Origin of the sequence: Psychrobacter sp. BF1, assembly GCF_019279065.1 — a bacterium.
In the GTDB taxonomy this organism is placed as follows: domain Bacteria; phylum Pseudomonadota; class Gammaproteobacteria; order Pseudomonadales; family Moraxellaceae; genus Psychrobacter; species Psychrobacter urativorans.
In genome coordinates this window covers 112,655-126,929 of sequence record NZ_JAGYWV010000006.1, presented here as the reverse complement: position 1 = coordinate 126,929, position 14,275 = coordinate 112,655, and the positions used below count along the sequence as shown (strand labels likewise).

At 42.9% G+C, this 14,275-nt stretch carries 9 protein-coding genes; 7 read left to right on the top strand and 2 right to left on the bottom strand.

The features are described from left to right. The first annotated feature begins 559 nt into the window (after positions 1 to 559). The 3 genes from gyrB (at position 560) to KZA12_RS08725 (ending at position 5,998) form a co-directional block, all read left to right on the top strand. Complete coding sequence (gene gyrB / locus KZA12_RS08735) at positions 560 to 3,181, top strand: DNA topoisomerase (ATP-hydrolyzing) subunit B (RefSeq protein ID WP_373416608.1); 2,622 nt, start codon at positions 560 to 562, stop codon at positions 3,179 to 3,181. A gap of 436 nt (positions 3,182 to 3,617) precedes the next feature. Next, positions 3,618 to 5,120, top strand: coding sequence for a DUF6880 family protein (locus KZA12_RS08730; RefSeq protein WP_218689970.1), 1,503 nt, complete (start codon positions 3,618 to 3,620; stop codon positions 5,118 to 5,120). Positions 5,121 to 5,386: 266 nt separating this feature from the next. Continuing rightward, positions 5,387 to 5,998, top strand: a complete 612-nt coding sequence (locus KZA12_RS08725; protein WP_218689969.1) for a manganese efflux pump MntP family protein — start codon at positions 5,387 to 5,389, stop codon at positions 5,996 to 5,998. 308 nt (positions 5,999 to 6,306) lie between these two features. Here the strand turns inward: KZA12_RS08725 and rlmF are convergent, their stop codons facing one another. Then, positions 6,307 to 7,314, bottom strand: coding sequence for a 23S rRNA (adenine(1618)-N(6))-methyltransferase RlmF (gene rlmF / locus KZA12_RS08720; protein WP_218689968.1), 1,008 nt, complete (start codon positions 7,312 to 7,314; stop codon positions 6,307 to 6,309). 218 nt (positions 7,315 to 7,532) lie between these two features. Between rlmF and KZA12_RS08715 the strand changes: the two genes are divergently transcribed. The 4 genes from KZA12_RS08715 to KZA12_RS08700 all read left to right on the top strand — a co-directional run bounded on the left by KZA12_RS08715 (position 7,533) and on the right by KZA12_RS08700 (position 11,755). Beyond that, positions 7,533 to 8,321, top strand: coding sequence for a crotonase/enoyl-CoA hydratase family protein (locus KZA12_RS08715; protein ID WP_218689967.1), 789 nt, complete (start codon positions 7,533 to 7,535; stop codon positions 8,319 to 8,321). 95 nt (positions 8,322 to 8,416) lie between these two features. Beyond that, positions 8,417 to 8,650 carry a hypothetical protein gene (locus KZA12_RS08710; RefSeq protein WP_218689966.1) on the top strand — a complete coding sequence of 78 codons (234 nt, stop codon included), beginning with the start codon at positions 8,417 to 8,419 and terminating at the stop codon, positions 8,648 to 8,650. 64 nt (positions 8,651 to 8,714) lie between these two features. Next, positions 8,715 to 9,728, top strand: coding sequence for an SEL1-like repeat protein (locus tag KZA12_RS08705; RefSeq protein ID WP_218689965.1), 1,014 nt, complete (start codon positions 8,715 to 8,717; stop codon positions 9,726 to 9,728). Between the two features lie 866 nt (positions 9,729 to 10,594). Continuing rightward, positions 10,595 to 11,755 (top strand): MalY/PatB family protein, encoded by a 1,161-nt coding sequence (locus KZA12_RS08700; protein ID WP_218689964.1) that lies wholly within the window; start codon positions 10,595 to 10,597, stop codon positions 11,753 to 11,755. A gap of 177 nt (positions 11,756 to 11,932) precedes the next feature. Here the strand turns inward: KZA12_RS08700 and KZA12_RS08695 are convergent, their stop codons facing one another. After that, positions 11,933 to 14,002 carry a YadA-like family protein gene (locus tag KZA12_RS08695; RefSeq protein ID WP_218689963.1) on the bottom strand — a complete coding sequence of 690 codons (2,070 nt, stop codon included), beginning with the start codon at positions 14,000 to 14,002 and terminating at the stop codon, positions 11,933 to 11,935. Between the last annotated feature and the right edge of the window lie 273 nt (positions 14,003 to 14,275).

Below are 14,275 nucleotides of genomic sequence, written 5' to 3'. Positions count from 1 at the left end.
TTCAGCGATTTAACTAGTCAGCTAGATGATCTAGCTGGCTGACGCCACTAACTCATTAAGCCTGTGCTAATCTTGGCTTAACCTAGACTTTTCCTTACTACCACTTACCTACTTAAAAACTCCTAGACAACCTCAACATATTCGATTAAGCCTATATTTATAAAAACACTAGCAAACAGTGACTTAGAGACAAAAAAATGCTAAAATAAGGCTTTATTTTTGTCCTATTTTCAGCAATTTATCTTATAGTTTTGACTAAGGTTTTAGTAGCGTATTTAAATTACTAAGTGATTGATAATACTAGGTTTTATTTCGTGATATGTCTCTTGATACTGTCTATAAATATATCGAGGTATTCTCACTAAAGTATGCACAATAATAACATTGTGTTTTTACGCTTTTATATCCTTTCGTTACCTCTTAATTAGAGGTATCTAATAAACATCGCAGCGTTATGCTGAGTCTAAGATAACCTCATGATGTTCGCCGTAGTGGCGAGCAGGTGATGGATAGCTGATTACGGCTTGATTAAGGAATGCACATGAGTGAGTCATCATCTATCGATAATGAGCAAGTAAATACCGATAGTACCGTTCAGACTATCGCCCCTGAAAGCAACCCCTCCGATTATAGCTCCAAAGACATTCGAGTCTTGCGTGGACTTGAGGCGGTACGTGTGCGTCCGGGTATGTATATCGGTGATACCGATGACGGTACCGGCCTGCATCACATGGTTTTTGAAGTGGTGGACAACTCTATCGATGAGGCACTCGCTGGTCATTGCGATCAGATTGACATCATCATTCATGAAGATGAGTCGGTCAGTGTCAGTGATAACGGTCGCGGTGTGCCAGTAGATATCCATCCTGAGGAAGGCGTATCAGCTGCCCAGGTCATTATGACTGTCCTCCATGCGGGTGGAAAGTTCGATGATAATAGCTATAAAGTTTCAGGCGGCCTACACGGTGTAGGGGTGTCAGTAGTCAATGCTTTATCCAAAACTCTAGAGATGAATATCTGGCGTGAAGGCTATCATTATAATCAGACTTATACTGATGGGGTACCAGATGGCGATATTCAACAAATGGAAGCCACCGACAGAACGGGTACTCAGATTCGATTTTATCCGAGTACCGATGTGTTCACTGGCACCATTTTTGAGTACGATATTTTAGCTAAGCGCTTGCGTGAGTTATCTTTCTTAAACTCAGGTGTGCGTATCGTGCTAACTGATGAGCGCATCGATAAGCGTCATGAATTTGAGCATAAAGGTGGTTTATCTGAGTTCGTCAGCTATATCAATGCTGGTAAAGATAATGTTAATGAAATATTCCATTTCAACAGTGAGCAAGATGACGGCATTAGTGTCGAAGTCGCGTTACAGTGGACTGATACTTACAACGAAAAAGTACTGTGTTTCACCAACAACATTCCACAACGTGATGGTGGTACGCATCTATCTGGTTTTCGCTCAGCATTGACGCGTTGCTTGAACACTTATATGGATCGTGAAAACTTATTCAAAAAAGAAAAAGTAGTTGCCACAGGTGATGATGCTCGTGAAGGTTTGACTGCTATTGTTTCGGTGAAGGTTCCTGATCCTAAGTTCTCTAGCCAAACTAAAGATAAGCTAGTATCGAGCGAGGTTAAATCTGCTGTTGAATCGGCAATGCATGATAAGTTTAACGACTATCTGCAAGAGAACCCAGGCGCCTCTAAAGCTATCGCTGGTAAAATTATCGATGCGGCGCGAGCTCGTGATGCGGCTCGTAAAGCGCGTGAAATGACCCGTCGTAAGACTACCTTAGATATCGCTGGTCTACCAGGTAAATTGGCGGATTGCCAAGAAAAAGATCCTGCATTATCAGAGCTTTATATTGTGGAAGGGGACTCTGCTGGCGGTTCAGCTAAGCAAGGTCGTAGTCGTAAAACTCAGGCAATCCTACCGCTAAAGGGTAAGATTCTTAACGTTGAGCGTGCCCGTTTCGATAAAATGCTGTCCTCGGCTGAGGTTGGTAACTTAATCACTGCTTTAGGTTGTGGTATCGGTCCTGACGAGTACAATCCTGATAAAGCCCGCTATCATAAAATCATTATCATGACTGATGCGGACGTGGATGGCTCACACATTAGAACTTTGCTATTGACCTTTTTCTTCCGTCAAACGCCTGAGTTGATCGAGCGTGGTTATATTTATATCGCCCAGCCACCGCTTTATAAAGTTAAGAAAGGCCGTCAAGAATTATACTTAAAAGACGATGAAGCATTAAAAGCCTATCTATTGTCGTCGACTATTGATAATACTAGATTGCATATTAGTTTGGATGCACCTGCTATCACAGGCCAAGCACTAGAGACGCTGCTAAACGATTATAACCAAACTCAGCTGATCAAAGCACGTCTGCAAATTCGTTATCCAGCAGTATTGTTAGATGCATTGACTCATACGCCAAAACTTAGCACTGATATGACTTATGATCTGTCAGCCATGCAAGCATGGAAAGACTCGTTGCAGCTGCAATTAGATCGTTTTGGTAGCGATCTAAATCCTGAGATTGAGTTGATTGACATTCATGCGCCAGTGTCGGCGACTATGGATGCGGTGACTGCTGACTTACTAGGTATGAAGCCAAAAGCGCCAGCGCAACCTGCACTTATAGGGGATTCTGAAGCTAGTATCGTTGGTGAATCTATATCTAGTACTGAAGCGTTGTCGAAGAAGCCACAGTGGCTACCACGCATAACCGTCTATGTGCATCAACTAGCTCATAATTACCTGCTAGATGCTAGCTTTATCAACTCTGGTGAGTATAGCAAGTTGCTACGTTTATCAAGTGAGTGGAATACTTTGCTTGAAGAGAGTGCCTTTATCCGTCGTGATGCTAGTACTGGTATCAACAAAGATATCCCGGTACGTGACTTTGATTATCTCTGGCAGCAAATGATGTTAGATGCGCGTCGTGGCTTATCTGTCCAGCGTTATAAAGGTCTAGGTGAGATGAACGCCGATCAACTATGGGATACTACTATGGATCCTGAGAATCGTCATATGCTACGCGTCACTATCGAAGATGCTATCGCAGCTGACCATATGTTCACTTGCTTGATGGGTGATGATGTCGAGCCGCGCCGTATCTTTATCGAAGAGAACGCTTTGACGGTATCTAACTTAGATATATAATGGATAGCTATAAAGCTCGAAGAGTCTCTTAATAATAAAAAGCCATCTTGTTCGCAAGGTGGCTTTTTGTTTCACATGAAACACTATAATAATAACTTGTCCCGCTAGTTGCTTTAAAATAACCTATGCAGATGGCAATAATGCGCTGCTAGTAATAACTTTTTAGTTGCTACCCCCTATTGATAGTCGCTAAACAGCTGAGCTTAGTAGTACTTCTTTATGGTTAAAAGCTATAGTAGATGACAAATAGAATAGATACATCACTTTATAATGCGAGACTATGGTGAGTTTTTTTGGCTTGCTGTGCCTAGGCTGACAGAGGCTACAAAAACTGATCTCAATCTCGCTGTAGAGTTTTTATAATGAACTGACTATATCAAATAAGTTATTAAACAAGCTATCAACGACATTGTGGACAACTAGTAGGGGCTCTATCATGCTAAATTTGCAACAAAAGCACTGTCTAGCGCAACTTCCTAAAGCAACTTTGGTCAATTTTATCGCTGAAGTGCAAGGGGTAGATAAGTTATTGGATAAAAAGATAGAGCGGCTATTATTACAGTCGGATAAACCCAAGCTAATAAAGAAGCTGACTACTACTTTAAAAGGGCTTAACAGACGACATAAATATATAGATCATTGGAAAGTCAGTGAGTTTGCCACCGAGCTGCAGTATCTAGCCATTGACATTATGAGTCTCTATCCAGAGCAAGCTGAGACTTGTCTACAGCTACTAGAGTTATTTATTGAATCGAGTAATACGAGCTTGCAGCGTTGTGATGATGCTAGTGGTGAAATAGGAGAGATATATAGCAATCTGGCGCAGAGTTGGCTGATGGTTGCTAGGGATTGTTATAACCAACAAAAACAGATTTTGCCAGTCGATGAGCAAGATATTCTGAGTCAAGCATGGCAAACAAAGGTCAAAAATTTAATCGACGATAACGATTACGGCTTTAAAGATGCGCTAATGGCAGGGCTTAAGCAGCTGTTATCAGAGTTGGAAATACGAGGAATAATCGACGACTATCTACACTACTATCAAAGTTTATTTACGGAAAACAAGGGTAAAGGCAGTGCTGAGAATACTATCAACACTGCAGCTAATCCGCGAATACCACTATCTTATGGTCATGATCGAGCTAACCATCAAGAAAAGCTAAAGACCGAAACGGCTCTATTAGGGGTAGCTCAAGCTTTGGGAGATGTGGCATTATTTATAGCAGTTTATCGGACTATCTATCCTCAGCAACCTTTGAGCCCGCAACAACTAAATGGGCTAGTTAGCTTTATGATAGATCATCAAGCCTATGAGCTAGCCCTAGAGTATCTAAACCATGACTGGCAGAGTAAGGCTCAGCAAGATGCGATAAAACGTTTGGACTGGCTGAGCCAAATATATCAACAGCAAGGTGACAGTAAGGCGCAACTAAAAGTGCTTGGCGAAGTATTCGAGTTGCAGTCGTCTGCTAAAAGGCTACAGGCCATCATGGCTATAGCTAGCCCAGCCGAGCAAGCAGGCTGGCGCAAAAAAGCTTATAAGCTGGCTGAGGATCAACAAGATATCATAACGGCAATTTTGCTGTTACTAGAAATAGGGGAGATCAAGCTAGCTAATCAAGTAGCAATTACTCGTCATCATGAGTTTGCAGACATCCATTATGAAACCTTGACCCAGCTGTTAAAGGGCTTGCCAGAAGACACGGCTATCATTCAAATGATTATCTATCGCAGCTTAATCGATGATATTTTGACTAATGATCGCAGTAGAGCTTACGGTTATGCTGCCCGCTATTACAAGCGCTTATCGCCTTTAGATAGCACTATTAATAAATCTACAGATGGTTATAATAGTCTCGCTACCCATCAGAAATATACTGAGCTGTTAAGTCAAAAGTATAATGAAAGAAGTGATTTTTGGCAGCGAATAAGTGATTAGCTGGTGATTTTTTCGGTCAAGTAAGCTTTTAGGCTTGTCGAGCTTCAGGCTTGTAAATAGCTCTCTTTCTAAAAATATATCTCTTTAAAAGTAGCGCCTTCTACAGGGATAGGCTTCTAAAAATCTCAACTAGTGACGAATACTCGTTCACTATATAAAGTCATTTTAATGTTTCACATGAAACCTTATTGACGAGAGTTCTCTAGTAAAGCTTAAGCAGTTCACCCAGCAACATAACAACTCTTAATTAATAAGTGACTAGTAATATGATCGAAGTAATTTTACTCGCTATTGCTTTAGCGATGGATGCCTTTGCCGTAGCTATAGGACTAGGTGCAAAATCACCAAAGCAAACTCAGTCTTATATTTTGCGCTTAGCGCTTATTTCAGCCTTATACTTTGGTATTGCTCAAGGCGTTATGCCCCTCATTGGTTATTTACTAGGGGCGGCATTATTAGGCTGGCTAGCCTCGGCTGCTCCTTGGATAGGTGGTTTTATCCTAATTGCTCTAGGTGGTAAAATGCTGTATGAAGCCTTAAAACCTGATGATCAAGAGGCTATAGACGATGCTCATAGCCTTGAAGGTAGCGTTAGCTATAGTAATAATAAGCAAATGCTTAGCGTGATCAATCATCGCACTATGTTTACTTTAGCCATCGCTACTAGTATTGATGCTATGGCAGCGGGCTTCACCCTGAATCTATTGGCACTCAATGCTTGGTTGTCTTGTCTAATAATAGCGCTAGTCACCGCTGGGTTTAGCTGGTTTGGAGTTTATCTAGGTAAGCGCTCTGGCACTTGGCTAGAAGATAAAGCAGAGATATTAGGTGGGGTAGTGCTTATCGCTATCGGGTTCAAAGTAATGTTATTTAGCTAGCTTAGCACTATGGATAATAGCGTAACTAATAGTATAAACAGTGCCATAAAAAGTGTTATAAATAGCGCCATAAAAAACACCGTCTTGACATTCAAGACGGTGTTTTTGTTTCACGTGAAACTACTTTTAATAAGGATTTATCATAAACTATCAATCCTATTAATAACAACAGTAGCAATACCAGTAGCAACAGTACTAGCAAGGATAAATAGCAAAGTTAGTGTTTCATGTGAAACCTTTTTATGAATAATTAGCACCGATTATCAGTACCGATTATTAATACTGATCATCAATACTAAGTTTAACTATTACTCGTCATCGCTATTAAAGCGCCATGCCAATATGCGCGTGTTCTTTTGACCTTGGCTCATCTCAATAATGCGTGCTTGAGCAACATTAAGCTGACTTAGTAACAGCTGCAAGGGCTTAACGTTTTCAGACTTAGAAACCAAAGTAGTAAACCAGCCAACATGCTCAGCAAAGCTCTGACTCTCTTTGGCCATATTAGTCAAAAAGGTAATCTCGCCACCTTCACTCCACAGCTCTTTGTGCTGACCGCCGAAGTTCAGGTTTTGTGCTGCATTGCCTGATTTGCTTGAGCTACGACTGACCTGTTCGTTTTCGTTTTTACCACGATGTCTTTGCAAGTTATGTTGCTTACGGCTATTGGCTTCTACCGCTTCTTCCATTGAAGCATGGAAAGGAGGGTTGCAAACTACTAAGTCAAAGTAATCTTGGCGACCAATAATACCAGCGAATAACTTCTTAGGATTAGGCTGCAGTTTAACTTTCACTGCGCCTTTTAACTTAGGATTAGTCTCACAAATAAGCGCAGCAGTATTTACTGATATAGGGTCGATATCACTAGCCGTGAAGCGCCAGCCGTAGCTTTGGCTACCAACAATAGGATAGATAGCACTAGCACCAGTACCGATATCGAGCACATGAATCTGCTTGCCTGTTGGCGGGGTATTGTCTTCATTAATATGCGTGGTCTGCGCTAATAAGTCGGCGACATAGTGAATATAGTCGGCACGACCTGGGATAGGCGGACACAGATAACCTTCTGGAATATCCCAAAACTTAACGCCATAAAAATTCGCTAATAGTGCTCTATTTAGGGTACGTACTGCTTGATGATCCGAGAAGTTAATCGTCGGCTCGCCATTAGGGTTGGTGATGGTATGGTCAGCTAACTCAGGTAAAGCACGAGTTAAAGCGTCAAAGTCATAGCGACCTTGATGCGCATTACGCGGATGTAGCTGGCCTAGTTTTTTGATTGAGGCTGGAGATCTATTTCTGTGTGGAGTTCTCATAGTAACGGGCTTACGATATAGGGAGATAACGAGCAAGTGTAGCAGATTTAGCGCCAAACTACGCAGATATCGTGAGCTTATAGAGGTGAATGCTGTACACAATTAAGCCACTTGCGTTGTGCTGCGGGGCTAGCTATATTAAAACTAGATTTATCAAGAGCAGAGCAGATCGCTAACCGCTTTGTACAGCACAATAATAAACTCTCAAGGACGATAATATGACTACGGTAAACGAGCGCATCAGTTATGAAGTGCAAGATCACATCTGTTTGATTGGCTTTAATCGTGCTGATAAACGCAATGCCTTCGATAGCCATATGATTGCGCAGTTGTCTGAAGCATTGACCCGCTATGACCATGATAGCGAGCTGCGCTGTGCCTTAATCTTCGCTCATGGTGAGCATTTCACTGCTGGTCTTGATCTGATGGAGCTGCAAGATAAGCTAGATAAAGGGGTGTTTGAATTCGCTGATGACCAAGTCGATCCGTGGGGTATTAGTGGCAAATTACGTACTAAACCTATCGTCGTCGCGGTACAAGGGACTTGCTTTACCGCGGGCATCGAGCTGATGCTCAATAGCGATGTGGTGATCGCCAGTGACAACTGCAACTTTGCCCAAATGGAAGTTCAGCGTGGCATTATGCCTTTTGGTGGCGCAACCGTACGCTTTGTAGCGGCTGCTGGCTGGCAAAAAGCCATGCCGTATCTATTAACGGGCAAGCCCTTTAATGCGCAGACCGCTGATAAGCTTAATCTGGTCAGTGAGGTGGTGGCTAATGGTGAAGAATATGAGCGTGCACTGACTATAGCAAAAGAGATTTGCCAGTCGGCACCGCTTGGCGTGCAAGCATTACTATCTTCAGCGCAAGATGCCAGTCGTAATGGCGCTGCGGCGGCTATGGCCAATATCCATAGCTTTTTACCGCCATTGTTTCACTCTGAGGATGCTAAGGAAGGGGTTATGGCTATGGTTGAGCGGCGTCAGGCTGAGTTTGTTGGGAAATAAATGGTAAGTTTTTCTGATAGTAAATTATTTGGAAAAATACCGTTGAATTAAGAATAAACTCTTACCTAGCTGGTTGATTTTATAAGGGTATTTTCATGGCTTTTATTTGTAAAATAACAAATAAGATTGATGATGTTAGGAAACGATTAATCTTTAAGGGTGGTAAAAACAATTTCTCTTTAACATTTGCTCAATTGGTAGGCTATGAAGTTTTTAAGACTGGTATTGATATCAGCGCTAATGCAGGCAATACTAAAATGTTGAAAATAACCGATAGTTTTGATCCTGATACATTAGAGCTTTTGATAAATATCGCGATCACAAGATGATAGATAGTTTAAGTTAAGAATATAAATATCTACAAATAAAGTGTTTAAATATTAAGGGGAATTTATGTTTTCATCGCGACTCTCTTCAGCTTCTCTTATGGTATCTGCTACTTTGATGACCGTTTTATTCACCGGCTGCCAGTCAAAGCCATCGTCACAATCAATATCATTATTAGTACCTAAATCAGTCAACCAGACGCAGTCGTCATTAGCTAGTAAGGTTATGGTCACTAGTGAGAACTCAACTTCTGAGCTTAGCCAAATTAAAGCAAAAGCGCAATCGGGAGATAAGGAGGCAGAATATGATCTTGCTCATATGTATTTTAATGGGATAGAGGTAGAAAGGGATTACGAAGCGGCATTTAAGTGGTTTGAAGCCTCTGCGCGGCAAGACTATGAATATGCACAAGAGATGATGGCACTAATATACTATAGTGGCTATGGCGTTCCCCAAGACTATAGTAAGGCGAAACAATGGTTAGACCTACTAATTAATAAAGATAATGCAAAAGCGCAAAACTTATTAGCCACTATGTACACTTATGGGCAAGGGGTTGAGCAAGACCATCAAAAAGCGGTAATGTTGTTACGACTGGCAGCGGAGCAAAGTTATAAAGAAGCACAGTTTAACCTTGGGCTAGCGTATGAAAAGGGTCGTGGAGTTGAACAAGATTATGAGCAAGCCTTTTATTGGTATTATGAAGCTGCAAAGCAAAGCTTTCCCCCAGCATCTGCTAAAGTCATTCAATTCAACCAGCGTCAATCAGCTGATAAACCTATTACCGATAAGAAATCCGTGGAAATATTAGCGATGGAAGGCAATGCCAAAGCGCAAACTGATCTAGCTGGGACTTTTAAACGTACTGAAAATAATAATGCGATGGCGATATTTTGGTATCAAAAAGCAGCAGAACAGGGCTTTATGGAGGCTCAATATCATCTAGGGCTGCTATATCATCAGGATGATACTCAACCACATGATTATAGCAAGGCGAAGTATTGGTATAACCTTGCTTGTCAAAGTGGTCATCAAACTGCCTGTCAACAGTTAGCTACCCTAAAAACTTTAAAAAAATAATCCTGTTCTGTCTATATACAGCAGAATTTATTTTCAAACGATGTGGTAGCGTGTGGTGCAACGGAGTGGAACCCATAGATAACTAGTATAAATCCTTGAGTCGGTTTAGCCTTGGCACTAGAAAAGTTAAAAAGCGGCACTGAAATTTGAGTCTTGAGGTATGCTGCAAGCACAGAAATATTCACAGACTCTCTTATGCTGGCAAATTATGGTTATTGCATAGCAAGCTGTTGGGGGTCGCAAGCTCCGCCAACCTACTATATCTAGGTTTTAGTTTTAATGCATTGTTGGTGCTATAAGGTTAGCTCTACCGTAGGCTGGCGCTTTTAGCCCAGCGCTGTTATTTATATTATTTAGCATGACTTATCAGCTGTTAGCTAAACTGATGTTCATCACCTAAAACAGTGTTTTTGCCTAGCTGTTGCTGGGCTAAAGCCACAGCCTACAAAGTCCACAAAGAATCTGCTAAATTTTAATATATCTACAAAGGTTGCTTTAAAAAGCGGTTTAGCCCTGACAGTAGCGGCTATCCTGCTGACGACAATGGTGATGCGAGACTGTGGCTGGAAGGGGTGTCGAGGTAACAGCAACGCTACCAGCTACTTTAGTCCGCACGCCATTGGCTAAGCAGATAATAGCAGATGGCAGGATTAGATACTATATCCTCACCCCAAATCTATAGTACCCGCACATAAATGACCTCTTTAGTTATTCCATAACACCTCTACGTAACCCCAACAAAGCCACTGGTAATCAGCGTAGTCATCCTATACCCTAAACTATCATTTTGCTTTATAGGTTTATCCTATAAACCTGTTTAAACTTGCGCCTGTAATCAGCTAAAACCCTCCGCTAAGAGAACACTTATGTTGTACAACTTTGATGAGATAATCGACCGACGTAATACCGGATCGCTGAAATGGCACTATAGCGATGACACTATTGCGCTATGGGTGGCGGATATGGATTTTAGAGCGGCGCAGCCCATTCTAAAGACCATTGAACAAGTGGGGCAGCATGGCGTATTAGGCTACACTAAGCCCACTGCAGCGTTATACGAGTCAATTATTAACTGGCATGGCAATCGTTATGGGTTAGCACTGGATAAACAGCACATTCTGTTTTCTCCCGGTGTGATACCGAGTTTGGTATTGATGATGAGGATATTCACTGAGGTAGGGGACGCCGTGCTAGTGAATGACCCTATCTACGCACCTTTTATGACTAAAGTTGGCGATAACGGGCGACAGCTTATCCTCTCTGCCCTAAAAGAAGGAGAAGGACGCTATCAGCTAGACTTGGCTGATATCGAAGCTAAGATAGTGGCGCATAAAGTGAAGCTTTTTCTGCTATGTAATCCGCATAACCCAGGCGGACGGGTATGGACAGTAGATGAGCTTGAGTCGCTGCTTTTGATTTGCAAAAAGCACGATGTAGCGATTGTTAGTGACGAGATTCATCAAGATTTGACCTTGAGCGGTCATGAGTTTATACCGTTTTTAGGCCTAGCAAAAGACTACGAGCACAAAGTAGTGAGCATCACCTCAATGACTAAAACTTTTAATGTGGCCGGCATTAAAGGCTCAATGATCTTTGCTAAAGACGAGGCCTTAATTGAAAAAATCAGCCAACAGCAGCGCTTAAGTGACGAGCATGATCTGAATCTATTTGCTTATGAGGTTATGCGGAGCGCTTATGAGCAAGGCGATGAGTGGTTGGCGCAGGCGTTGACGTATATTGAAGCCAATATTAACTTAGTCTGTGATTTTTTAGCGCAGCATCTGCCTGATATTAGAGTTATGCGCCCAGAGGCCTCCTATCTAATATGGCTCGATTGCTCAGCGTATGATCAGGACGATCAGACTCTTTATGACCAGCTTCGCGCTGCGAGAGTCGAGCTCAGTGCAGGTATCCAATACGGTAATGAGGGGCAGTTTAAAATGCGCCTTAATGTAGCTTGCCCTCAAGCGCTGCTGATAGAGGGTCTAAATCGTATTCATGCTGCCTTTAATGACATAAAATCTTAATCAGGCAGATAAGACTTTCATACTGATTGCCCATTACTTAATACTGCTTCGGCTACTAGCAAAAACCCTGCAAGTGCAGGGTTTCTATTAATTTTGGCTAGTTTTATCGAGATTAGTTATATCCAGTTAACCCCATCTACCTAAACATTAGGGATTAACTAGATGTCTATCAGCTACTTACCAAGCAAAAGTTACGCCACCACGTGCGCCTACTTTCCCGGTATCAAGACCAACTCCTGCACCCGCTGAGATAGTCATGCTATCGCTAAGTCTACCAGCAAACGAGGTGCTCAGTGCTGAGCTACTATTATAATAACCTGTACCGAAAGACATAGCATAGCGCTTCCCTGAAGGAATAACTGGAGTCTCTAACGACAGCGCCATAGCGATCCCATCTTCGGCTTCATCTAAACGATCTGATTGACGGTTGTATTCACTGCGTAAATCACTTATTTGTCTAGTGTTACTAGCGGTAGCTGCCCCAAAGTTTGCAACTTGCGCATTAGTATTGGCTAACTGATTGGCAGTCGCTAATGACTGTACAGTAACGCTAGTCCCTAAAGTGCCGTTAGCATCGGTAGTTACTATATTAGTACTGCCTGCTTGTGAGGCGGTACTCGCTTGTAGTTGACCTGCACCACCAAGAGCAATCTGGTTATCACTACCAGCTGCTGCTTGGTTGCCGATAGCGATACTGTTTAAACCGCCAGCATTTGCCGCTTCCCCTACTGCTGTTGAACGTACACCAGTTGCTGATGCCAAGTGTCCAAAGGCTTGAGCGCGTTCAGCCGTTGCTTTTGACTGCCACCCAATCGCTGTAGTTCCTGCGCCAGTTGCTACTGATTCGCCGCCTACTGCAGTAGTTGATTTTCCTGTTGCATTAGCCGTATCCCCTATAGCCAATGCATCAGTGCCATTTGCATTAGCTAAAAAGCCAATAGCAGTGCTATTTTCGCTGGCTGCGGTTGAATTGCTACCTATAGCAATTGAATTGGCATTCGAGGCATTAGCACGCGAGCCTAATGCTGCTGAATTTTCTCCAGCTGCCGCCACACTACCGACTGCTGTACTACTACCACCAGTTGCTGCTGCTGAATCACCAACTGCTGTTGAACCCAAGCCAGATGCGATTGATCTAGATCCATAAGCCGCGCTAAATGCGTTAGAAGCTTGAGATGAAACACCTGTTGCTGTTGCAAAAATATTTGATGCGCTTGATTCAGCTCCTAAAGCAACTGAGCTACCAGCTGATGCTTTAGCGTTTTCACCTATAGCAGTTGATTGCTGACCTGAAGCGCTTGACATACTGCCAACAGAAACCGCTCCACTAGCGCCAAAACCAGTAGTAGCTTTGTTACCAATTGCCACAGTATTATCGGCGAAAGAGCCAGAATCTGCTTGGTTACCGATGGCGACTGCATTTTCACCCGATGCAACTGCCGCTTCCCCTACAGCGGTAGATCGTACACCACTAGCATTGGCTAAATGACCAAAAGCTTGTGCTCGCTCAGCACTGGCAGTTGACTGCCAACCTACGGCAGTCGCACCTGCTTGAGTGGCTTGGGCTTGCGCACCGATAGCAGTTGAAGATGTGCCAGAGGCGGTAGTTTTACGTGCACCACTTCGGTCTCCTCCTATAGCCACGCCATCCTCTCCTGAAGCAACGGCAGTATTACCAATCGCAACAGCGTTAGTACCTGAAGCAACAGCATCTTCAGCACCAGCAAAACTTTGAGCACCTGATGCAGTAGTTTGATGACCAACTGCCGTAGCCATAGCGCCAGAAGCCTGAGCCTGCCAGCCCAAAGCGGTTGCTCCTGGAGTGTTCGCTAGACTCTCGCCACCAATTGCCGTGGTCGAATTACCTAAAGCCTGCGCACCTGCACGCGAACCGTTTTCAGATACACCGCCACCAAGTGCCACAGCGTCAATACCATCAGCCTGTGAGTTAGCGCCAATCGAAATAGAGTTTTCGAAAGAGGCAAAAGCAGTATTACCTATCGCCAAGGCATTTTCAGCCGCCGCAAAGGAGTTTTGACCTACTGCAGTGGCGTTATCAGCAAAGGCGCTAGTGTTCGGACCACAAGCCAAAGCATCTGTTCCAAAGCTGGTTGCTCCCCCTGAATCGCCACTTGCCAGTTGACACTCAGCTGCCATCACGGTGGAGCTGCTAAAAGAAATGGCAGCGATTGCTAGTGAAAGTGCGCTGATTTTGAGTGCTGAGCCTGATAGAAATTCCATTTTCATTATCGTTCATCCTTTTTAAAGGTATTAGGCACTTTAGTCGATTCGGCTAAAGGCTGATAGAGGTCAGAGCACTTGAAGTAACAGCATAATGGTCAGCTGGTACTGTTAAACTTGCCTTAACACTTTAGCACTATTGTGTAGTTAGATTCGACTATTATTTTACTACTATTTGCAAAAATTACATTTAAATCAATAGCTAAAAGTTATTTACTACAAGCGGTTATTGTTCAAAGCCTTTATTTCTAAGTAACCATGAAAGGTATAATTAAAACA

Excerpts from the sequence above, each read along its gene's own strand:
- KZA12_RS08705 (WP_218689965.1), top strand. The coding sequence starts at position 8,715 with ATGTTTTCATCGCGACTCTCTTCAGCTTCTCTTATGGTATCTGCTACT.
- KZA12_RS08710 (WP_218689966.1), top strand. The coding sequence starts at position 8,417 with ATGGCTTTTATTTGTAAAATAACAAATAAGATTGATGATGTTAGGAAA.
- KZA12_RS08695 (WP_218689963.1), bottom strand. The coding sequence starts at position 14,002 with ATGAAAATGGAATTTCTATCAGGCTCAGCACTCAAAATCAGCGCACTT.
- KZA12_RS08715 (WP_218689967.1), top strand. The coding sequence starts at position 7,533 with ATGACTACGGTAAACGAGCGCATCAGTTATGAAGTGCAAGATCACATC.
- KZA12_RS08725 (WP_218689969.1), top strand. The coding sequence starts at position 5,387 with ATGATCGAAGTAATTTTACTCGCTATTGCTTTAGCGATGGATGCCTTT.
- KZA12_RS08700 (WP_218689964.1), top strand. The coding sequence starts at position 10,595 with ATGTTGTACAACTTTGATGAGATAATCGACCGACGTAATACCGGATCG.
- KZA12_RS08730 (WP_218689970.1), top strand. The coding sequence starts at position 3,618 with ATGCTAAATTTGCAACAAAAGCACTGTCTAGCGCAACTTCCTAAAGCA.
- rlmF (WP_218689968.1), bottom strand. The coding sequence starts at position 7,314 with ATGAGAACTCCACACAGAAATAGATCTCCAGCCTCAATCAAAAAACTA.